At 66.7% G+C, this 19,808-nt stretch carries 18 protein-coding genes; 12 read left to right on the forward strand and 6 right to left on the reverse strand.

What is annotated here, in order from left to right:
* Positions 1-232 (reverse strand): DUF222 domain-containing protein (locus tag AC5Y5O_RS27265; protein WP_500028183.1); only part of this gene is annotated, 232 nt, incomplete at its 3' end.
* Positions 233-440: 208 nt separating this feature from the next.
* On the opposite strand from AC5Y5O_RS27265, the gene AC5Y5O_RS27270 reads away from it, so the two are divergent.
* The 5 genes from AC5Y5O_RS27270 to AC5Y5O_RS27290 all read left to right on the forward strand — a co-directional run bounded on the left by AC5Y5O_RS27270 (position 441) and on the right by AC5Y5O_RS27290 (position 8,682).
* Positions 441-926, forward strand: coding sequence for a single-stranded DNA-binding protein (locus tag AC5Y5O_RS27270; RefSeq protein WP_096291274.1), 486 nt, complete (start codon positions 441-443; stop codon positions 924-926).
* An 80-nt stretch (positions 927-1,006) separates the two neighbouring features.
* Complete coding sequence (ettA, locus tag AC5Y5O_RS27275; RefSeq protein WP_500028185.1) at positions 1,007-2,683, forward strand: energy-dependent translational throttle protein EttA; 1,677 nt, start codon at positions 1,007-1,009, stop codon at positions 2,681-2,683.
* A gap of 103 nt (positions 2,684-2,786) precedes the next feature.
* Positions 2,787-7,613, forward strand: a complete 4,827-nt coding sequence (locus AC5Y5O_RS27280; RefSeq protein WP_096289367.1) for an NAD-glutamate dehydrogenase — start codon at positions 2,787-2,789, stop codon at positions 7,611-7,613.
* The gene (locus AC5Y5O_RS27285; protein WP_096289365.1) at positions 7,610-8,023 is read left to right on the forward strand and encodes an acyl-CoA thioesterase; all 414 of its coding nucleotides are present in this window, start codon (positions 7,610-7,612) and stop codon (positions 8,021-8,023) included. The genes AC5Y5O_RS27280 and AC5Y5O_RS27285 overlap by 4 nt, the downstream gene beginning before the upstream one ends.
* Positions 8,024-8,055: 32 nt before the next feature.
* Positions 8,056-8,682 (forward strand): DUF8185 domain-containing protein, encoded by a 627-nt coding sequence (locus AC5Y5O_RS27290; protein ID WP_096289363.1) that lies wholly within the window; start codon positions 8,056-8,058, stop codon positions 8,680-8,682.
* Between the two features lie 10 nt (positions 8,683-8,692).
* Here the strand turns inward: AC5Y5O_RS27290 and AC5Y5O_RS27295 are convergent, their stop codons facing one another.
* The 3 genes from AC5Y5O_RS27295 to AC5Y5O_RS27305 all read right to left on the reverse strand — a co-directional run bounded on the left by AC5Y5O_RS27295 (position 8,693) and on the right by AC5Y5O_RS27305 (position 11,771).
* Positions 8,693-9,709 carry an FAD/NAD(P)-binding protein gene (locus AC5Y5O_RS27295; protein WP_500028233.1) on the reverse strand — a complete coding sequence of 339 codons (1,017 nt, stop codon included), beginning with the start codon at positions 9,707-9,709 and terminating at the stop codon, positions 8,693-8,695.
* A gap of 75 nt (positions 9,710-9,784) precedes the next feature.
* Positions 9,785-11,350, reverse strand: coding sequence for a glycoside hydrolase family 13 protein (locus tag AC5Y5O_RS27300; RefSeq protein ID WP_096289361.1), 1,566 nt, complete (start codon positions 11,348-11,350; stop codon positions 9,785-9,787).
* Between the two features lie 25 nt (positions 11,351-11,375).
* On the reverse strand, positions 11,376-11,771 hold the full coding sequence (locus tag AC5Y5O_RS27305) for a globin (protein WP_096291272.1): 396 nt from the start codon (positions 11,769-11,771) through the stop codon (positions 11,376-11,378).
* 143 nt (positions 11,772-11,914) lie between these two features.
* Between AC5Y5O_RS27305 and AC5Y5O_RS27310 the strand changes: the two genes are divergently transcribed.
* From AC5Y5O_RS27310 to AC5Y5O_RS27320, 3 genes are all read left to right on the forward strand, one after another.
* The gene (locus tag AC5Y5O_RS27310) at positions 11,915-12,586 is read left to right on the forward strand and encodes an HNH endonuclease (RefSeq protein ID WP_500028189.1); all 672 of its coding nucleotides are present in this window, start codon (positions 11,915-11,917) and stop codon (positions 12,584-12,586) included.
* A 67-nt stretch (positions 12,587-12,653) separates the two neighbouring features.
* On the forward strand, positions 12,654-12,878 hold the full coding sequence (ctaJ, locus tag AC5Y5O_RS27315) for an aa3-type cytochrome oxidase subunit CtaJ (protein WP_096289357.1): 225 nt from the start codon (positions 12,654-12,656) through the stop codon (positions 12,876-12,878).
* Positions 12,865-13,332: a DUF5130 domain-containing protein gene (locus AC5Y5O_RS27320; RefSeq protein WP_207768555.1), complete on the forward strand. Its 468-nt coding sequence runs from the start codon at positions 12,865-12,867 to the stop codon at positions 13,330-13,332. Before ctaJ ends, AC5Y5O_RS27320 begins: the two co-directional genes overlap by 14 nt.
* An 86-nt stretch (positions 13,333-13,418) precedes the next feature.
* Here AC5Y5O_RS27320 and pepN read toward each other — a convergent pair whose 3' ends face one another.
* A complete protein-coding gene (pepN, locus tag AC5Y5O_RS27325) occupies positions 13,419-16,022 on the reverse strand; it encodes an aminopeptidase N (protein ID WP_096289353.1) in 2,604 nt (867 codons plus the stop codon).
* Positions 16,023-16,140: 118 nt separating this feature from the next.
* Here pepN and AC5Y5O_RS27330 point away from each other — a divergent pair, with 118 nt between their 5' ends.
* The 4 genes from AC5Y5O_RS27330 to AC5Y5O_RS27345 all read left to right on the forward strand — a co-directional run bounded on the left by AC5Y5O_RS27330 (position 16,141) and on the right by AC5Y5O_RS27345 (position 18,543).
* Complete coding sequence (locus tag AC5Y5O_RS27330) at positions 16,141-16,764, forward strand: mycothiol-dependent nitroreductase Rv2466c family protein (RefSeq protein ID WP_096289351.1); 624 nt, start codon at positions 16,141-16,143, stop codon at positions 16,762-16,764.
* Positions 16,765-16,833: 69 nt separating this feature from the next.
* Positions 16,834-17,313: a ribose-5-phosphate isomerase gene (locus AC5Y5O_RS27335; protein WP_096289349.1), complete on the forward strand. Its 480-nt coding sequence runs from the start codon at positions 16,834-16,836 to the stop codon at positions 17,311-17,313.
* Between the two features lies 1 nt (position 17,314).
* Complete coding sequence (locus AC5Y5O_RS27340) at positions 17,315-18,115, forward strand: Fpg/Nei family DNA glycosylase (RefSeq protein ID WP_500028193.1); 801 nt, start codon at positions 17,315-17,317, stop codon at positions 18,113-18,115.
* A gap of 134 nt (positions 18,116-18,249) precedes the next feature.
* Positions 18,250-18,543: an Mtp family mycobacterial-type pilin gene (locus AC5Y5O_RS27345; protein ID WP_500028195.1), complete on the forward strand. Its 294-nt coding sequence runs from the start codon at positions 18,250-18,252 to the stop codon at positions 18,541-18,543.
* Between the two features lie 69 nt (positions 18,544-18,612).
* On the opposite strand, the gene AC5Y5O_RS27350 is transcribed toward AC5Y5O_RS27345, so the two are convergent.
* A complete protein-coding gene (locus AC5Y5O_RS27350; protein ID WP_500028197.1) occupies positions 18,613-19,803 on the reverse strand; it encodes a serine hydrolase domain-containing protein in 1,191 nt (396 codons plus the stop codon).
* Between the last annotated feature and the right edge of the window lie 5 nt (positions 19,804-19,808).

A 19,808-nucleotide genomic window follows, 5' to 3' on the forward strand; every position in this document is an offset into this window, starting at 1 on the left:
TCGTGTGGGCATTCGCCGAGGACAGGGCCAGCTTCCAGCCCAGCAACGCCGCCACTGAGCGTGCGCCGGTCGCCCCGCACAGCTCGTCGCGCTCGATCTCGGCAGCGATCTCCACGATGCGCCCATCAATGGCATTGCGCTGACCGGCTAACTCCGCCAACTCCTCGAACAACACCCCCAGACGGTCGGGCGGGCGCGATTCACCAGCGCTCGGCGAGGCGGTCAACGACATAACGACATCATCGCGACCACCACCGACAAATCCCGGCCGCTCAGATCCCGCGCCGCACCCGCCTCGCGTCCTTATCCACAGTCACGATTTAATCCACAGACGGGCCCGGCAGCGGCGGGACGACCGGCCTGACTCGTCGGTGTCTGCGCGCTCAATGAGCGGCAAGTACGAGCACTACCTGAGACACCTGCGAAAGGAAATTGAGCCCATGTTCGAAACCCAGCTGACCGTCGTCGGTCACATCGTCAACGATCTGCAGCGCCGCACCGTCGGCGGGCAGGAACTCATCAAGTTCCGGGTAGCCAGCAATTCTCGCCGGCGCACCGGCGAGGGAAGTTGGGAGCCGGGAAACTCGCTGTTCATCACCGTCAATTGCTGGGGAAAGCTGGTCACCGGCGTCGGGGCCGCGCTGGGCAAGGGCGCGCCGGTGATCGTGGTGGGCCACGTCTACACCAGCGAGTACGAAGACCGCGACGGCAATCGCCGTTCGTCGCTGGAAATGCGCGCGACATCGGTCGGCCCGGACTGCTCGCGCGCGATCGTGCGCATCGAAAAGCCCGGCTACGCCGGTCCCGACGCGGAGTCGGCGCCGGCCAATAGCGCGGAGGAGCCGGTTAATAGCGCGGAGGACGCGGGCTCGGTCGGATCCGGTGACGGCGCCGAGAACCCCAGCGCGCTGCCTCTGTCGGCTTAGCGGGCGGGTCGGGCATCCCGGGCGATGCATAGGATGGTCCGCGAGATCCTTCTCGAAGACCAGAAAGGCATAACCCCGGCATGGCTGAGTTCATCTACACGATGAAAAAGGTCCGCAAGGCGCACGGCGACAAGGTGATCCTGGACGACGTCACGCTCAGTTTCTTCCCGGGCGCCAAGATCGGTGTCGTCGGCCCCAACGGCGCCGGTAAGTCGAGCGTCTTGCGGATCATGGCCGGACTGGACAAGCCGAACAACGGCGACGCGTTCCTGGCCACCGGTGCCACGGTCGGCATCCTGCAACAGGAGCCGCCGCTGAACGAGGAGAAGACCGTTCGGGGCAACGTGGAAGAGGGCTTGGGCGAGATCAAGGTCAAGCTCGACCGCTTCAACGAGGTCGCCGAGCTGATGGCCACCGACTACTCCGACGAGCTGATGGAGGAGATGGGCCGGCTGCAAGAAGAGCTGGACCATGCCGACGCGTGGGACCTCGACTCGCAGCTGGAGCAGGCGATGGACGCGCTGCGCTGCCCGCCGCCCGACGAACCGGTGACCAACCTGTCCGGTGGTGAGCGACGCCGGGTGGCGCTGTGCAAACTGCTGCTGTCCAAGCCCGACCTACTGCTGCTCGACGAGCCGACCAACCACCTGGACGCCGAGAGCGTGCAGTGGCTCGAACAGCATCTGGCCAGCTATGCGGGCGCGATCCTGGCCGTCACCCACGACCGCTACTTCCTGGACAACGTCGCCGAATGGATTCTGGAACTCGACCGCGGCCGCGCCTACCCCTACGAGGGCAACTATTCGACCTACCTGGAGAAGAAGGCCGAGCGGATCGCGGTTCAGGGCCGCAAGGACGCGAAGCTGCAGAAGCGGCTGCAAGAAGAACTGGCCTGGGTGCGCTCCGGCGCCAAGGCGCGCCAGGCCAAGAGCAAGGCCCGCCTGCAGCGCTACGAAGAAATGGCCGCGGAGGCGGAGAAGACGCGCAAGCTCGACTTCGAGGAGATCCAGATCCCGGTCGGGCCGCGGCTGGGCAATGTGGTGGTCGAGGTCGACCACCTGGACAAGGGCTTCGAGGGACGCACCCTGATCAAGGATCTGTCGTTCACCTTGCCCCGCAACGGCATCGTCGGCGTCATCGGTCCCAACGGTGTCGGTAAGACCACGCTGTTCAAAACGATCGTCGGTCTCGAGCAGCCGGACAGCGGCACGGTCAAGGTCGGCGAGACCGTCAAGCTCAGTTACGTCGACCAGAGCCGCGCCGGCATCGATCCGAAAAAGACCGTCTGGGAAGTCGTCTCCGACGGGCTGGACCACATCATCGTCGGCCAGAGCGAAGTCCCGTCGCGGGCTTACGTGTCGGCGTTCGGCTTCAAGGGCCCCGATCAGCAGAAGCCGGCGGGTGTGCTGTCCGGTGGTGAGCGCAACCGGCTCAACCTCGCGCTGACCCTGAAGCAGGGCGGAAACCTGATCCTGCTCGATGAGCCAACCAACGACCTCGACGTCGAAACGCTGAGTTCGCTGGAGAACGCCCTCGAACAATTCCCCGGCTGCGCGGTGGTGATTTCGCACGACCGCTGGTTCCTCGACCGCACCTGCACACACATCCTGGCTTGGGAGGGTGACGAGGACAACGAGGCCAAGTGGTTCTGGTTCGAGGGCAACTTCGGTGCATATGAGGAAAACAAAGTCGAACGACTTGGAGCCGAAGCCGCCAGGCCGCACCGGGTGACGCACCGCAAGCTCACGCGGGACTAGTGTCACCTTTGCCAGCAGCCCCGCAACGATGCGCCCGGTTCGGTCGCCGAGATGTGGGGTGACTGCGCGTAGTGCCAACCGTCCTGAGTAGGGAGCTAACGGCATGACGATCGGTTCCGGACCGAAGCAGGCAACCATCCCGTGGACCGCGTTCTCCACGATGTCGGACGTTCCTGACTGGATTTCCAAGGCCTACGTCGAGACCTATCGCGGCCCCCACGACAAAGAACCCGGAACCCTCGAAACCGGCGTCATCGACCTGACCATCCCGGCCACCATCCTCACCCCGGCGCTGCTGAACGCGCACTACCGGCTGGGCCAGCACCGACCGCCCGGCGAGAGCTGCGTGGCGGTCTATCCGCCCGAGGATCCCGCGGGCTTCGGGCCCGCGCTGCAGGTCGTCACCGACCACGGCGGCATGCTGATGGACTCCGTCACCGTGCTGCTGCACCGGCTCGGTGTCTCCTATTCCGTGCTGATGACCCCGGTGTTCGATGTGCAGCGCAACCCGGCGGGCGACCTGATCAGCATCGAACCCAAGGCGCCGGGCACCCCGCAATACGTCGGCGAGGCGTGGATCCACATCCAGTTCGTGCCAACCGTCGACACCAAAGCGCTCGCCGAGGTCGAGAGGGTGCTGCCCAAGGTCCTCAGCGACGTCCAACAGGTGGCCGCCGACGCCGCGGCGATCATCGCCGCCCTGAGCAACCTGGCCGCCGACGTCGAAAACAACCCCGGCGGGCGTTTCACGGCGCCCGACCGCGAGGATGTCGCGGCGCTGCTGCGCTGGCTGGGTGAGGGGAACTTCCTGCTGCTGGGCTACCAGCGGTGCCGGGTGCACGACGGTCTGGTTTCTGGCGACGGGACCAGCGAGCTCGGCGTGCTGCGCAGCCGGACCGGTTCTCGCCCGCGACTGACCGATGACGACAAGCTGCTGGTGTTAGCCCAGGCCACCGTCGGTAGCTACCTGCGCTACGGCGCCTATCCCTACGCCATCGGGGTGCGCGAATACGTCGACGGTGGCGTGATCGAGCACCGCTTCGTCGGGCTGTTCACCGTCGCCGCGATGAACGCCGACGTGCTGGAGATCCCGTCGATCTCGCGCCGGGTCCGCGAAGCCCTGGCGCTGGCCGACAGCGACCCCGTCCACCCGGCTCAATTGATCCTCGACGTGATCCAGACCGTCCCGCGTTCGGAGCTGTTCACCCTCAGCGGCGAACGGCTATTCACGATGGCCAAAGCCGTGGTGGATCTGGGATCCCAGCGCCGGGCGTTGCTGTTCGTCCGGGACGACCGGCTGCGCTACTTCGTCTCCTGCCTGGTCTATGTGCCCCGCGATCGCTACACGACGGCCGTGCGGTTGCAGATCGAGGACATCCTGGTCCGCGAATTCGGCGGTACGCGACTGGAATTCACTGCGCGGGTCAGTGAATCACCTTGGGCGCTCATGCATTTCATGGTGCGACTGCCCGAAGATGCGGGCCCGGTCGACGTCTCCGAAAAGAACCGGATGCGAATCCAGGCGCTGATCAGCGAGGCCGCGCGCACCTGGTCTGACCGGCTCGTCGCGGCCGCACCCACCGGAGCGATCTCGCACGCCGACGCCGAGCACTACGCCGGCGCCTTCTCCGAGGCCTACAAGACGGCGGTCACCCCGGCCGATGCCATCGGCCACGTCAACATCATCAACGACCTGACCAGCGATTCGGTCAAGCTCGTGTTCACCGATCGCGGCGAGGGAACCGCACAGCTGACCTGGTTCCTGGGCGGGCACAGCGCCTCGCTGAGCCAGCTGCTGCCGATGCTGCAGAGCATGGGTGTCGTCGTGCTCGAGGAACGGCCGTTCACGGTCATGCGACCGGACGGATTGCCGGTGTGGATCTACCAGTTCCGGATCTCGCCGCACCCGACCATCCAGGTGGCGCAGACGCAGGCCGACCGCGACGCCACGGCACAACGCTTCGCCGAGGCCGTCACCGCGATCTGGCACGGCCGGGTCGAAGTCGACCGGTTCAACGAGTTGGTGATGCGCGCCGGGCTGAGCTGGCAGCAGGTCGTGTTGCTGCGTGCCTACGCAAAGTACTTGCGGCAAGCCAACTTTCCCTACAGTCAGTCCTACATCGAATCGGTGCTCAACGAGCACCCCTCGACAGCGCGATCGCTGGTGCGGCTGTTTGAGGCATTGTTCGATCCCAGCGGATCGGCGACGAGCCGCGACGCGCAAACGGCCGCCGCCGCCGTCGCCGCGGACATCGACGCATTGGTCAGCCTGGACACTGACCGCATCCTGCGTGCCTTCGCGTCACTGGTGCAGGCCACGCTGCGCACCAATTACTTTGTGACACGCGAGGGTTCGGCCCGCGTCCGCAACGTGCTGGCGATCAAGCTGGATGCCCAGCTGGTCGACGAGCTGCCGTTGCCGCGGCCCAAGTACGAGATCTTCATCTACTCACCGCGCGTCGAGGGCGTGCACCTGCGGTTCGGCCCGGTGGCCCGCGGCGGGCTGCGCTGGTCGGACCGGCGCGACGACTTCCGCACCGAGATCCTGGGTCTGGTCAAGGCCCAGGCGGTCAAGAACGCCGTCATCGTTCCGGTCGGGGCCAAGGGCGGTTTCGTCCTCAAACGCCCGCCGCTGCCCACCGGCGACGCCGCGGCCGACCGCGACGCGACCCGCGCCGAGGGCGTCGCCTGCTATCAGCTCTTCATCTCCGGGTTGCTGGACGTCACCGACAATGTCGACCACTCAACCGGAAAGGTAAGCCCCCCACCGCAAGTGACACGCCGCGACGGTGACGACGCCTACCTGGTGGTCGCCGCGGACAAGGGGACCGCGACCTTCTCCGACATCGCCAACGACGTCGCCCACTCCTACGGGTTCTGGCTGGGTGATGCCTTCGCCTCCGGCGGATCGGTCGGCTACGACCACAAGGCCATGGGAATCACTGCCAAGGGCGCCTGGGAGGCCGTCAAACGACACTTCCGCGAGATGGGCGTCGACACCCAGACCCAGGACTTCACGGTGGTGGGCGTCGGCGACATGAGCGGTGACGTATTCGGCAACGGCATGCTGCTGAGCAAGCACATCAGGCTGGTCGCCGCGTTCGATCACCGGCACATTTTCCTGGACCCCGACCCCGACGCGGCGAGAACGTGGCCGGAGCGCCAGCGGATGTTCGACCTGCCGCGCTCCAGCTGGGAGGACTACGACAAGTCGCTGATCAGCGAGGGCGGCGGGGTGTACAGCCGCGAGCAGAAGTCGATCCCGATCAGCCCGCAGGTGCGCGTGGCCCTGGGCATCGACGACGAGGTCACCGAGATGGCCCCGCCCAACCTGATGAAGGCAATTTTGCTCGCACCGGTGGACCTGCTGTTCAACGGTGGTATCGGCACCTACGTCAAGGCCGAGTCCGAGTCCGACGCCGACGTCGGCGACCGGGCCAACGACCCGGTGCGAGTCAACGGAAACCAGTTGCGCGCCAAGGTAATCGGCGAGGGTGGCAACCTCGGCGTGACGGCCTTGGGCCGCGTCGAGTTCGACCTCGCGGGTGGGCGGGTCAACACCGACGCGATGGACAACTCCGCCGGCGTGGACTGCTCCGACCACGAGGTCAACATCAAGATCCTGATCGACTCGCTGGTCACGGCCGGCAAGGTCCACCGGGACGAGCGCAGCGCGCTGCTGGAATCGATGACCGACGAGGTCGCGAAACTGGTGCTCGCCGACAACGAGGACCAGAACGACCTGATGGGCACCAGCCGCGCCAACGCCCCGAGCCTGCTGCCGGTGCACGCCATGCAGATCAAGTTCCTCGAAGAGAACGGCGTCGACCGCGAGCTGGAAGCGTTGCCGTCGGAAAAGGACGTCGCGCGGCGCACCGAAGCCGGTCTGGGGCTGACCTCACCCGAGCTCTGCACCCTAATGGCCCACGTGAAGCTGCTCCTGAAAGCGGAGATGCTGACCACCGAACTGCCAGAGCAGGACGTCTTTGCGTCGAGGTTACCCCGCTATTTCCCGACGCCGTTGCGGGAGCGATTCACCCCGGAGATCCGCACTCACCAGCTGCGCCGCGAGATCGTCACGACGATGTTGATCAACGACATGGTGGACGCCGCCGGCATCAGCTACGCGTTCCGGATCACCCAGGACGTCGGGGTCGGGCAGATCGACGCGGTACGCACCTGGGTGGCCACCGACGCCATCTTCGGGATCGACGAGATCTGGCGCGGTATCCGCGCGGCGGATATCCCGGTCGCGCTCTCGGACCAGATGACGCTGGATACCCGACGTCTGATCGACCGCGCCGGACGCTGGCTGCTCAACTACCGCCCCCAGCCGCTGGCCGTCGGCGCCGAAATCAACCGCTTCGCCGCCAAGGTCAAAACGTTGACCCCCCGGATGTCGGAGTGGCTGCGCGGTGACGACAAGGCCATCGTCGAACAGGAAGCCGCGGCGTTCGCTGCCGGGGGTGCGCCGAAAGAGTTGGCCTACCTGGTGGCGGCCGGCCTGTACCGCTTCAGCCTGCTCGACATCATCGACATCGCCGACATCACCGATACCGAAACCGCCGACGTCGCGGACACGTATTTCGCGCTGATGGACCGGTTGGGCACCGACGGCCTGCTCACCGCGATATCAGCGCTGCCCCGATACGACCGCTGGCATTCCTTGGCGCGCTTGGCAATCCGCGACGACATCTACGCCTCGCTGCGGTCGCTGTGTCTCGACGTGCTCGCGGTGGGGGAGCCGGACGAAAGTGGGGAAGAGAAGATCGCGGAGTGGGAGCACATCAGCGCGTCCCGGGTGGAGCGGGCCAGGCGAACGCTCACCGAGATCTATGCAAGCGGCGCCAAGGATCTCGCGACGCTGTCGGTGGCCGCGCGCCAGATCCGCCGCATGACCCGCACCAGCGGACGGGGGACTTCCGGGTGACCGTCGGATTCGTCGCCCAGGTGCCGGTGCGCTGGTCGGACATCGACATGTACCAGCACGTCAACCACGCCACGATGGTCACGCTGCTGGAAGAGGCGCGGGTTCCCTTCCTCAAACCGGCGTTCGAGGTCGATATCTTGGAGATCGGGCTGCTGATCGCCGACGTACGGGTCACCTACAAGGCGCAGCTGAAGTTGGTCGATTCGCCTCTGCAGGTGACCATTTGGACCAAGCAGCTGCGGACTGTCGACTTCACGCTCGGCTACGAGGTGCGTTCGGTCGGCGCCGATCCGCAGTCCAAGCCGGCCGTCATCGCCGAGTCACAGCTGGCCGCGGTTCACATCCAGGAGCAGCGGTTGGTGCGCCTCGGGCCACAACATCGGGAGTACTTGCAACGGTGGCTGCGTTAGCTGATCGCGGATTGTGGCTGGGCCCGGCATCGATGGCGGCCCATCGCTCCGACCTGGCTGCGTTCGTCGACCGTGCTCTGCGCCTCGACGATGCCGCGGTCGTTCGGCTGCGGACTCGCTCATCCGGTTTGCTAACAGCTTGGATGGCAACGGGTTTCGACGTGCTCGCCAGCCGGGTAGTGGTGGGCCGGGTGAGCCCGGACGACATGACGGTCGCCGCGGACGGATTGGGTCGCGGGCTGTCGGCGATGGATGACACCGGCTACGTCGACCCGGGTTTCGCGATGGACTCGTCCTGGCGCGGTGCACTGCCGCCGGAGTCCGGCTTCACCCACCTCGACGACGTGCCGGCCCAGGTGATGCTGGATCTGGCCCAAGAAGGTGCCCGGCTGGCCAAGGAGCACAGCAGCTCGCACGGCCCGCCGGCCTCGCTGCTCGACCAGGAGGTGATCCGGGTCAGCTCGGCCGACACCAGCGTCGGGTTACCGATGCGTTGTGTGTTCGCTTTGACCGCAATGGGTTTCCTGCCGCAGTCAAGGGATGCAATCGACGCGAGCGAAATCATCCGGGTTCGTACCCTTCCGGCCTGGTTGCGTCTGGACGCCCGCTTCGGATCGGTCTACCGCCGGCGCGGCGAGGCGGCGATGGTGCTGCGCTGAGTGAAGCGGCTCAGGTCCGGTACAACAACCACAACGGCAAAACGGTGTCCAGGTAATCCATGAACTTCTTGAGCCCCACCCGGTATTGCCCGAATCCGTATGGATCTTCGGCATATTCCGGAAACCCGATGCCTAGCCCGAAGAGGCCCGGGGCAAGGATGCCGTTTCTCCTGTTGTAATCCAGCAGGCCCCACTGCGGCGTCTCGGGGAGCTTTCTGCGCTCGAAACCGACGGTGTAGACCACGCGATCGCATTGCGCGAGTTTGTCGTCGAATTCCGGGCTTGATACCCAGCACCTGTCCAGCCGTTCCGGATAGACGCCGTCGATGTTCTCCCGCGCCCACGCGGCCGCCTGGCCTTTGAGGCCGGTGTCGTCGAACAGAATCCAATCATCCAGATACACAGCGTATTTCAGCGGGCTCTGGTAGAAGTTGATCACCCGTTCGACGGGGTTGCGCAGCAGATTCGGCAGCACGATCATCGACGAGTGCGACGAGCCGAAGACGGCCACCGTCGCGCCGTCGAGTGACTGCTCGGCCAGCCGGTCGGGATCCAGCGCGACCTCGACGTCAATCTCCTGCAGGCCGGGGTAAGCAAGCTTCTTGGGCACCGCACCCACGGCGAGGATCACATTTTCGGAGATGACCTCTTGTTGTCCGGTTTCAATTCTCCACTGCCTGTTGCCCAGAAAAAGCGAGGTCGCCGTTGTCTGAAAGACGTGTACCCGCTCGCGCAGGTGCCCGGTAATCCACACCAGCGGATCGGCCACCAGGTCCAGGGCGCACGTCTGGCCCGGCTCCACATCCCGCAGCGGCAGCGGCGGTGCCTCCGAGAACCGAAATGCCGCAGAGCCGTTCAGGAAGTGCAGGAAGGTTTCGGCGATGGTATTACTCGACACCGCTCGCCACTTCTGGCCGAGATCGCCTGCCGCAAAGGCGGGATCGATCCAGGCGATCTTCTCCGCCGCGATGCCGTGATCTAAAAGCCTTCCCACCGCAGCTATTCCGGCGGGGCCGGCTCCGATCACTGCCCACGCATACGCTGCCATGTAACACATATAGGCCAGCGCGGGCCGCGGCGCGAATCGGCCCCCGGTGGAAGGTTAGGCCAACCAGGCCGCCGCATCGGCCGGCAACTCACCGTCGACCAACGGTGCACTGGCGAAAATGAGTTCGCCGGCGGGCAGCGCCATCGGACGATCTCCGGTATTCAGCGCGCACACCAGGCCGCCCGGCCGCCGGAATACCAGCGCATCGTCGGTTGCCGTCAGCCACTGCAGCTCGACGCCGTCGAATTCGGTGCGCTCCCTGCGCAATTTGAGCACCGTGCGAAAAAACGCCAACGTCGAATCGGGATCCGTGTCCTGCTTCTCGACCGTCAGCGACGCCCAGTCGGCCGGCATCGGCAACCAGGTGTCGGGCGAACTGGAGAACCCGAATGGGGGAGTGTCGCCCGACCACGGCAGCGGAACCCGGACCTTGTCGCGGCCCCGCTCGGTGTGCCCGGACCGTTCCCAGGTCGGGTCCTGCAGCACCTCTTCGGGCAGGTCCAGCACGTCGGGCAGCCCGAGCTCCTCGCCGTTGTAAATGAACACCGTGCCGGGCAGTGCGAGCATCGCCATCGCCATCGCCCGCGCCCGGCGCAGCCCGATCTCACCGCCGCCGTAGCGGGTGACCTCGCGGTCGATGTCGTGGTTGGACAGCGTCCAGGTCGGAACGGAGTCGTATATGGCGGTGGCCTTCAGCGAGTTCTCGACGGCGTCGTGAATTTGATGCGCGTCGAAGGCGACCTTGGTGAGCCGGAAATTGAAGCCGAGATGCAGTTCGTCGGGCCGCAGGTACTCGGCCCAGAGCATGTTGTCCAGCACCCACACTTCGCCGATGGTCACCGCGCCGTCGTACTCGTCGACGATCTTGCGAATCTTGCGATGGATGTCGTGCACGGCCGGGTTGTTGAAACGCGGGTCGTCGTCGCGGTGCGACAACACCTTGACGGCTTCCTGTGCGTCGGGCAGGCCGGCCGGCTTGGCCATCCCGTGCGCCACGTCGATGCGGAAGCCGTCCACCCCACGCTCCAGCCAGAACCGCAGCGACGCCTCGAAGTCGTCGAAGACCTCGGGGTTTTCCCAGTTCAGGTCCGGCTGGTGGGTGTCGAACAGGTGCAGGTAGTACTGGCCGGGATTGCCGTCGGGCTCGACCACCCGCTCCCAGGCCGGCCCGCCGAACACCGACGTCCAGTTGTTCGGGGGCAGTTCCCCGTCGGGTCCCTTGCCGTCGCGGAAGTAATACCGCTCCCGCGCTTCGGTGCCCGGGCCGGCGGCCAGCGCCGCCTGGAACCACGCGTGCTGGGAGCTGGTGTGGTTGGGCACCACGTCCATGGTGATCTTGATGTTGCGCTCGTGGGCCGCCGTGATCAGCCGTTCGATCGCCGGCATCCCGCCGAACAGCGGGTCGATGTCACGCGGATCGGCGACGTCGTAGCCGTGGTCGGCCATCGGCGAGACGGTGACCGGGCTGAGCCAGATCGCGTCGATGCCCAGCCGCTCCAGGTAATCCAGATGGGCGACGATGCCGTCGATGTCCCCGACGCCGTCGCCGTTGCTGTCGGCGAAGGAGCGTGGATAGACCTGGTAAAAGACGGCGTTCGACCACCATGCGGCGGGGCTCATATTGCTCCGTTCGGTTGCGAGGTATCTACAAGGGCGAATTGACGAGCGAGTGAGCTGCCATTTCCAGATAGTTGAGCAGCTCTCGGCGATGCTCGTCGTCGAGAGTGTGTGCGTCGATCGACGCGACGGCGGTGTGCATGCAGCGCAACCATGCATCGCGCTCGATCGGGGTGATCCGGAACGGCACGTGACGCATCCGCAGCCGCGGGTGCCCGCGCTGGTCGGAATAGGTGCGCGGGCCGCCCCAGTACTGCTCGAGGAACATGCGCAGCCGCTCTTCGGCGCCCTGCAGGTCATCCAGCGGATAGAGCTCACGCAGGATTTCGTCCTCGGGGACCTGGGCATAGAAGCGCGCCACGATCGTTTTGAAGGTCTCGGCACCGCCGACGGCGTCGTAAAAGGACTGTTGTACCTGATCCATCACCCCCCATTGTGGTGCATCGGCAAGCCGGCGCAGTCAAACGGGCGGAGTCGCTCCTGCTGTTCACCGGTTCGACACGGCGTGCACCAGCAATTAGGCGTGCGATTGGCGACGAATCATGGTGGACTATCGGCGGAGGATTTATGGCGCAGGGCAAGAGACGCCGCAGCCACCGAAGTTCAGGGGCCGCGGCAGGGCTGACCGGACCCACACCCGCGTCGTCCCTGCATAGTCTTTCCCACCGCCCCGCCCCCGGCGTCGATACCCATCCACCCAACCGGCACGAAAGCGCTTCGATCTGGAGTCGCCGCCGGGTTCTGCTGCTGAATTCCACCTACGAACCGCTGACCGCGCTGCCGATGCGGCGCGCGATCGTGATGGTGATCTGCGGCAAGGCCGACGTGGTGCACCACGACCCATCCGGGCCGGTCATCCACTCGGCGAGCGAGTCGATCCCGGTGCCGTCGGTGATCCAGCTGCGGACCTACGTCCGGGTTCCCTACCGGGCCCGGGTCCCGATGACCCGCGCGGCCCTGATGCACCGCGACCGCTTCTGCTGCGCCTATTGCGGAGCGAAGGCCGACACCGTCGACCACGTCGTGCCGCGCAGCCGCGGCGGCGGCCATTCCTGGGAGAACTGCGTCGCCTGCTGCTCGACCTGCAACCACCGCAAGGGCGACAAGCTGCTCGCCGAACTCGGTTGGGCACTGCGCCGGGCGCCGCTGCCGCCGACCGGGCAGCACTGGCGACTGCTGTCCACCGTCAAGGAAATGGATCCGTCCTGGGCCCGATACCTCGGCGAGGGCGCGGCCTGACGGCCAATCTCGTGTCCAAGCGCGCCGCGGGATCACTCGGTGGGATACGGTTTCCGTCGTGAGCGCTATGGAGATTCACCTGTACTTAATCGGAATCCCGGCGTTGCTGGTGATCGTGCTGGCGGCGCTGATCTGGTCGCGCAAGGGGCCGCACCCGGCGACTTACAAGATGTCCGAGCCGTGGACGCATCCGCCGATTCTGTGGGCGGCTACCGACGAATTCGTCGGCCACTCGCACGGACATCACGCATCGGAGTTCTCAGTCGGAGGTGGCGCCAGTGGCACATGGTGAGGTAGCGACGAAGGCCCCGGCGGAACTGCCTGCCGGCTTTGCGATCACGTCCAGCGGCCGGGTTTCCGGCGTCACCGAGCCCGGTGAGCTGTCGGTGCATTACCCGTTCCCGATCACGGACCTGGTCGCGATCGACGACGCCCTGAAGTACGGCTCGCGCCAGTCGATGACGCGGTTCGCCATCTACATCGGCGACCTGGGTAGCGACACCGCGGCCCGGGCGCGCGAGATCCTGGCCGACGTGCCGACGCCCAACAACGCGGTGCTACTGGCCGTTTCGCCCGACCAAGCGGTCATCGAGGTGGTCTACGGCTCCGAGGTCCGCGGACGCGGCGCCGAATCGGCCGCCCCACTGGGCGTTGCCGCGGCCTCGTCGGCGTTCGAGCAGGGGCACCTGGTCGACGGTCTGGTCAGCGCGATTCGCGTGCTGAGCGCGGGTATCAGCCCGGCTTAGAGCCATGAGCCACTGCACGTCCCGGTTCGCGACCACGGGGCGCGCCATTGCGGCGGTGACGTTCGCTGATGGTGCTCGGCCCGCCGTTACTGCTGGCCCGCGTCGAACGTGCGCGCGCGCAACGCCCGCTTCACCCCGGCCTGGCCCTCCAGCACCAGGCGGCGCAGCGCTGGGGGCACCTCGGAGTCCGGCGCCGACAGGAACTCGTCGGCGGCGGCGATACCCTCCTCGCTGATGTTCCAGGACGGGTACAGCCCGATCACCACGGTCTGCGCGACCTCGCTGGAACGCCGCGCCCAGACGCCGGGAATGGCCTGGAAATAGCGCGCGGTGAACGGCTTGAGCAACTCACCCTGGCCGGGCGCCGCGAATCCCCCGACGATCGAACGCGCCGACGTGTTGGCCACGGTGTCGTCCTCGACCACCGTGATGAACGCCTGCTCCTTGACCTCAAGCTGGGGACGGGCCGCGGCAGCCTGGGCGCCGTGGCGCTTGCCGGTCGCGGTCGGGTCGCGTCGCACCTCGGCGTCGATGAACGGCGTCTCGATGCCGTCGGCGTCGATATCGCCGGCGGTGGCCAACGCGGTCACGATGCGCCAGCGCAGGTCGGTGTCGATCTCGAGGCCCGCCAGGCCCAATTCGGACGGATCCCGATCGAGCAGATCGGCCAGCGCCGCGATGTGCCGGTCGGCAAGCACCGACGAGCACAGCGTGTTGACGAAGGCGAGCTGGTGATCCGATCCCGGTTCGGCCGCCCGCGCCAGCGCCAGCACCCGATCGGTGAACTGCGGCCAGCCGTGCTCGCGGGCCCAGCCCGGCTCGGCGTAGGAACCCAGCGCGGTCTGCGCCTGCATCAGCAACCGTTGTGCCACACCGACTTCCGTCTCGGCCTGCACGCCGCCGGAGACCAGCGCGACGAAGTCGCGGGCACGCAGCTCGGCCTCGCGGGTCATCTCCCACGCGGCCGACCACACCAGCGAGCGGGGCAGTGGATCGGCGATGTCGGCGACGCGCTCCAGCGCGGTCCGCAACGACTGTGCGTCCAGGCGAAGCGAGCAGTAGGTCAGGTCGTCGTCGTTGACCAGAATCAACTTGCCTGACGAAATACCAACCAGTCCAGGCACTTCCGTCTGTGGCCCGTCGACGTCGAGTTCCTCACGGTGCACCCGCACCAGCTTGCCCGCACCGTCGTCGTCGTAGATCCCGACCGCCAGCCGATGTACCCGGGTTTCACCGGCCCCCGGGGCCGCGCCGCTCTGGGTCACCGCGAAACGGGTGAACTTCCCGTCGGCATCGGTGTCGAATTCGGGCCGCAGCGTATTGAGCCCGGTGGTCTTCAGCCACTGCTGTCCCCAGTTCGACAGGTCGCGGCCCGAGGCCTGCTCGAGCGCGGACAGCAGGTCGCTGAAGGTGGCGTTGCCGAAGGCATGCGTGCGGAAGTAATCGCGCAGTCCGGCCAGGAAGTGCTCCAGCCCGACGTAGGCCACCAGCTGCTTGAGCACCGAAGCGCCCTTGGCGTAGGTGATGCCGTCGAAGTTCACCTCGACCGCGTGCAGGTCGGGGATGTCGGCGGCGATGGGATGCGTCGACGGCAACTGGTCCTGGCGGTAGGCCCACGACTTCTCGACCGTCGCGAATGTCGTCCAGGCTGAGGTGTATTCGGTCGACTCGGCCTGGCACAGCACCGACGCGAACGTCGCGAACGACTCGTTGAGCCACAGGTCGTCCCACCACGTCATGGTGACCAGGTCGCCGAACCACATGTGCGCCATCTCGTGCAGCACCGTTTCGGCGCGCCGCTCGTAGGAGGCGCGGGTGACCTTGCTGCGGAAGACGTAATCCTCCAGGAAGGTCACCGCCCCCGCGTTTTCCATTGCGCCGGCGTTGAATTCGGGAACGAACAGCTGGTCGTATTTGCCGAATGCGTATGGCACCCCAAAGTTCTTGTGGTAGAAGCTAAATCCCTGCTTCGTCTCGGTGAACAACCGCTCGGCGTCCATGTGTTCGGCCAGCGAGGACCGGCAGTAGATGCCCAGCGGGATCTCGCCGTGCTCGTCGCGATAGGAGTCGGTCCACTGCGAGTACGGGCCCGCGATCAGCGCCACCAGATAGGTGCTCATCCGCGGGGTGACCGCAAAACTGTGCACGCCGTCCTCGACCGACGTGGTGGCGCCGTTGGAGATCACCTTCCAGTGCGCGGGCGCGGTCACCCGCAGGTCGAACGTCGCCTTGAGGTCGGGTTGGTCGAAGCAGGCGAACATGCGCTTGGCGTCCGCGGTTTCGAACTGCGAGTACAGGTAGGTCTCGTCGTCGACCGGGTCGACGAAGCGATGCAGTCCCTCGCCGGTGTTCGAGTAGCGGCAGTCGGCGTCGACGACGACCACGTTGCGGTCGGCCAGTCCCCGCAACGGGATGCCGGTCGACTCGTCGTAGCCCGAGACGTCCACGTCGCGCCCGTTGAGGGTGGCACTGCGCACGGTCTCGGCCGACAGGTCGATAACCGTGTCGGCGCCGGCGAGTGCGTCGAACACCACCGTGGTGGTGGACCGGAAAGTACGCGAGGTTCGTTCGCCGGGCCCGCCTGAAACACCGGAGCCGTCGGTGACGTCGAGGCTGATCTGGTAGCTGTCGACGGTGATCAGAGCCGCGCGTTCGACGGCTTGGTCGCGGGTGAGGTTAGGAAGGGCCACCCGTCCAACTTAATAGCGTCGCGGGCTCACAGTGCGGAACGGGAACACGCGCGCGGCGACTACGGTTGTGCACAACGGTGCCCTAACCGTTTCCGATCTCTTCCGAGAGGACTGCGCAATGTCCGAGAAGGCCCCCGCGAAAGACAAGGCCGATTTCTGGTTCGACCCGCTGTGCCCCTGGGCATGGATCACGTCGCGCTGGATCCTCGAAGTCGAAAAGGTGCGCGACATCGAGGTGAACTTCCACGTGATGAGCCTGGCGGTGCTCAACGAGAACCGCGAAGACCTGCCCGAGCAGTACCGCGAAAACATGAAGCGGGCCTGGGGTCCGGTGCGGGTGGCCATCGCCGCCGAGCAGGCGCACGGCGCCGAGGTGCTGGCCCCGCTCTACACCGCGATGGGCACCCAGATTCACAACAAGGGCAACAAGGAACTCGGTGACGTCATCAAGCTGGCGCTCGACGAGGTCGGCCTGCCGGCCGAGCTGGCTGCCGCCGCCGACAACGACTCGTACGACGAGGCTCTGCGCAAGAGCCACCACGCCGGCATGGACGCGGTGGGCGACGACGTCGGAACGCCCACCATCCACGTGAACAACGTCGCGTTCTTCGGGCCGGTGCTGTCGCGGATCCCGCGCGGCGAGGAAGCCGGCAAGCTGTGGGACGCCTCGGTGACCTTCGCCGGTTACCCGCACTTCTTCGAGCTCAAGCGGTCGCGCCACGAAAAGCCCGAGTTCGACTGAGCCGTCTGGCGCCGCCCGGCGTGACCCCGCGCGTTGCGTCGCCCGGGCGACCAGGTAAGGATTGCGGTCATGCGCGTCTACCTGGGTTCAGACCACGCTGGATTCGAGCTCAAGCAAGCGATCATCGACCACCTCAAAAAGACCGGCCACGAGCCGATCGACTGCGGCGCGTTCACCTATGACGCCGAGGACGACTACCCGGCCTTCTGCATCGACGCCGCGAGCCGCGCGGTGGCCGACCCCGACAGTCTGGGCATCGTGATCGGGGGATCGGGCAACGGCGAGCAGATCGCCGCCAACAAGGTGCCGGGCGCGCGGTGCGCGCTGGCCTGGAGCGTCGAGACCGCGTCGCTGGCGCGCCAGCACAACGACGCACAGCTGATCGGCATCGGCGGCCGGATGCACACCGTCGACCAGGCGCTGACATTCGTCGACGCCTTCCTCTCCACGCCGTGGTCGAAAGCCGAACGCCACCAACGGCGTATCGACATTCTCGACGAGTACGAGCGCACTCACCAGGCTCCGCCGGTGCCCGGCGCGCAGGTTTAAGGTGCCCGAAGGCCATACCCTGCACCGCTTGGCCCGGTTGCACCAACGGCGTTTCGGTGGCGCGCCCGTCGCCGTGTCCAGCCCACAGGGCCGCTTCGCCGATGCGGCGTCCGTGGTCGACGGTCAGGTGCTGCGCACGTCCAACGCCTGGGGCAAGCACCTGTTCCACCACTACGCCGGGGGCCCGATCGTGCACGTGCATCTGGGTCTCTACGGCACCTTCACCGAATGGCAACGCTGCGACGAGCTTCCCGAACCGGTCGGGCAGGTGCGGATGCGGATGGTCGGTGCCGAGTTCGGAACCGACCTGCGCGGCCCGACGGTGTGCGAGGTGATCGACGAGGCTCAGGTCAGCGACGTCGTCGCGAAGCTCGGTCCCGACCCGTTGCGCAGCGATGCCGACCCGGCGTGGGCGTGGAACCGAATCACGAAGTCCCGCAGGCCTATTGGCGCGTTGCTGATGGACCAGGGCGTCATCGCCGGGGTGGGAAATGTGTACCGAAGCGAGTTGTTGTTCCGTCATCGCGTCGATCCGTACCGGCCCGGGCGAGGGGTCGGTGAAGCGGAATTCGACGCCGCATGGACCGATCTGGTCGCGCTGATGAAGGTCGGCTTGCGGGGCGGCAAGATCGTCGTGGTGCGCCCCGAACACGACCACGGCCCGCCGTCGTATGCACCCGACCGCCCCCGCACGTATGTGTACCGGCGCGCCGGCGAGGCGTGCCGCGTGTGCGGCGGCCCGATCGGCACGGCAGTCCTCGAGGGCCGCAACGTGTTCTGGTGCCCGAACTGCCAAAAGTGACGCGTTCGAACTGCCAGGAAACTGACAGGAAGAAACGCTGGCGTCTCTAGTTTTCGATCGTCTTATCGTGGGTAGAAGTTGCGCTTGTGAAACCGATACCGCGTTTAGCTGCAACGATTTTCGCGGGAGCCGCGTTGGCTCTGGCGGGCGTGGGCGTGGCCGCCGAGGCTGCGGCACAGCCCGGCCCGTTCCCGCAATGGTGTCCGGGGGAGTGGTGGGACCCGGGCTGGGGCAACAACTGGGACTGGAACAACTGCCATGACTGGCGCGGAGGCCCGCCGGGGCCGCCCGGAAATCCGTGGGACCGTGGGCCCGGATGGGGGCCGCCCGGACCTCCGCCGCCGCCCGGCTGGGGCCCGCCCGGACCCCCGCCGCCGCCTGGCTGGGGCCCGCCTGGACCGCCGCCGCCTCCCGGATGGCACCCCTGATTCACACGTCCGTAGTGACAACTGCGCCCTGCCGGCGTTGCCCGGCAGGGCGCAGTTAGCTCGGGTGACTCAGCAGACGTCGACACCCAGCACGGTGTACACCGCGTTGGACAGGGCGAGGCTGCGGGGGTCCGCGTTGGCCTTGGTGGCGTCGAAGCGGTTCGCCACATACGCGTAGCCGATGCCGTGCTCCAGGTCGACGAACCCGAACGAGCCGCCCAGCCCGCCGTGACCGAAGATGCGCGGGTTCGGGCCGTTGACGCACCGCTGGTTGAGCATGTAACCCAGGCCCCAGCCGTGGTCGGCGACACGGGGGCCGAGCACCAGATCGTTCTCCAGCCCGCCCTGCGACACCCGGATCAGATCCATGTGTTCGCGGCTGAGCAGCTTCTCCTGGGCGAGCGCGTTGTAGAACGTGGCCAATCCCAGGGCCGACACCTGCCCGTTGGTGCCCGGGAATTCGAGCCGGCGCCACAGCTCGAGGTCGTAGGAGCTGACCTCGTCGTCGGGCGCGAAGCCCATGGCGACCGCCAGCCCCGCCTTGGGGTGGTCGGACAGGCTGGTCGGGTCGCTGGGGATATGGGTGAGCAGGTCGCGCATATGCGGCTTGTTCACCCGCTCGGCGCAACGCCGTTGCTCGGCGTCGGACAGGCCGATGTGGATATCGGCGCCCAGCGGCTCGGCGATCTCGGTGCGCAGGTACTGACCGATCGTGCGGCCCGTCGTGCGGCGGAAGACCTCACCACAGATGAAGCCGAAGGTCGTCATGTGGTAGCCCTGCGCGGTCCCCGGCTCCCACCACGGTTCGGCGGCGGCGATCTGTGCGCAGGCGTAGTCCCAGTCGGTGACCTGTTGCCAGCTCATCGGCACCCGCGGTCCGATGACCCCGGATCGGTGGCTCATCACCATGGCCAGCGTGATGTCCTGCTTGCCGGCTTGGCCGAACTCGGGCCAATAGCGCGCTACCGGCGCGTGCAGGTCCAGTTCACCGCGGTCGATGAGCTGGTGCACACAGGTGGCCGACAGGCCCTTGGTGCCGGACAGCACCGTCGTCAGCGTGTCTTGCTCCCAGGGCCGGGTGCCGGCCGCGTCGGCCCAGCCACACCAGAGGTTGACGACGAGGTTCCCGTCGACCCATACCGCGACGGCCGCGCCTTGCTCCAGACGCTCGGCAAAGTTGCGCTCGAACGCTTCGCGGACTCCCGCGAAGTCCGGCGTGCATGAGCCCTTGATGTCCACGTCCAGTTTCAGGTCGCTCATGGCGC

The organism is Mycobacterium sp. NGS40 (genome assembly GCF_059812735.1).

Excerpts from the sequence above, each read along its gene's own strand:
- AC5Y5O_RS27270 (WP_096291274.1), top strand. The coding sequence starts at position 441 with ATGTTCGAAACCCAGCTGACCGTCGTCGGTCACATCGTCAACGATCTG.
- ettA (WP_500028185.1), top strand. The coding sequence starts at position 1,007 with ATGGCTGAGTTCATCTACACGATGAAAAAGGTCCGCAAGGCGCACGGC.
- AC5Y5O_RS27280 (WP_096289367.1), top strand. The coding sequence starts at position 2,787 with ATGACGATCGGTTCCGGACCGAAGCAGGCAACCATCCCGTGGACCGCG.
- AC5Y5O_RS27290 (WP_096289363.1), top strand. The coding sequence starts at position 8,056 with ATGGCGGCCCATCGCTCCGACCTGGCTGCGTTCGTCGACCGTGCTCTG.
- AC5Y5O_RS27300 (WP_096289361.1), bottom strand. The coding sequence starts at position 11,350 with ATGAGCCCCGCCGCATGGTGGTCGAACGCCGTCTTTTACCAGGTCTAT.
- AC5Y5O_RS27305 (WP_096291272.1), bottom strand. The coding sequence starts at position 11,771 with ATGGATCAGGTACAACAGTCCTTTTACGACGCCGTCGGCGGTGCCGAG.
- AC5Y5O_RS27310 (WP_500028189.1), top strand. The coding sequence starts at position 11,915 with ATGGCGCAGGGCAAGAGACGCCGCAGCCACCGAAGTTCAGGGGCCGCG.
- ctaJ (WP_096289357.1), top strand. The coding sequence starts at position 12,654 with ATGGAGATTCACCTGTACTTAATCGGAATCCCGGCGTTGCTGGTGATC.
- AC5Y5O_RS27330 (WP_096289351.1), top strand. The coding sequence starts at position 16,141 with ATGTCCGAGAAGGCCCCCGCGAAAGACAAGGCCGATTTCTGGTTCGAC.
- AC5Y5O_RS27335 (WP_096289349.1), top strand. The coding sequence starts at position 16,834 with ATGCGCGTCTACCTGGGTTCAGACCACGCTGGATTCGAGCTCAAGCAA.
- AC5Y5O_RS27350 (WP_500028197.1), bottom strand. The coding sequence starts at position 19,803 with ATGAGCGACCTGAAACTGGACGTGGACATCAAGGGCTCATGCACGCCG.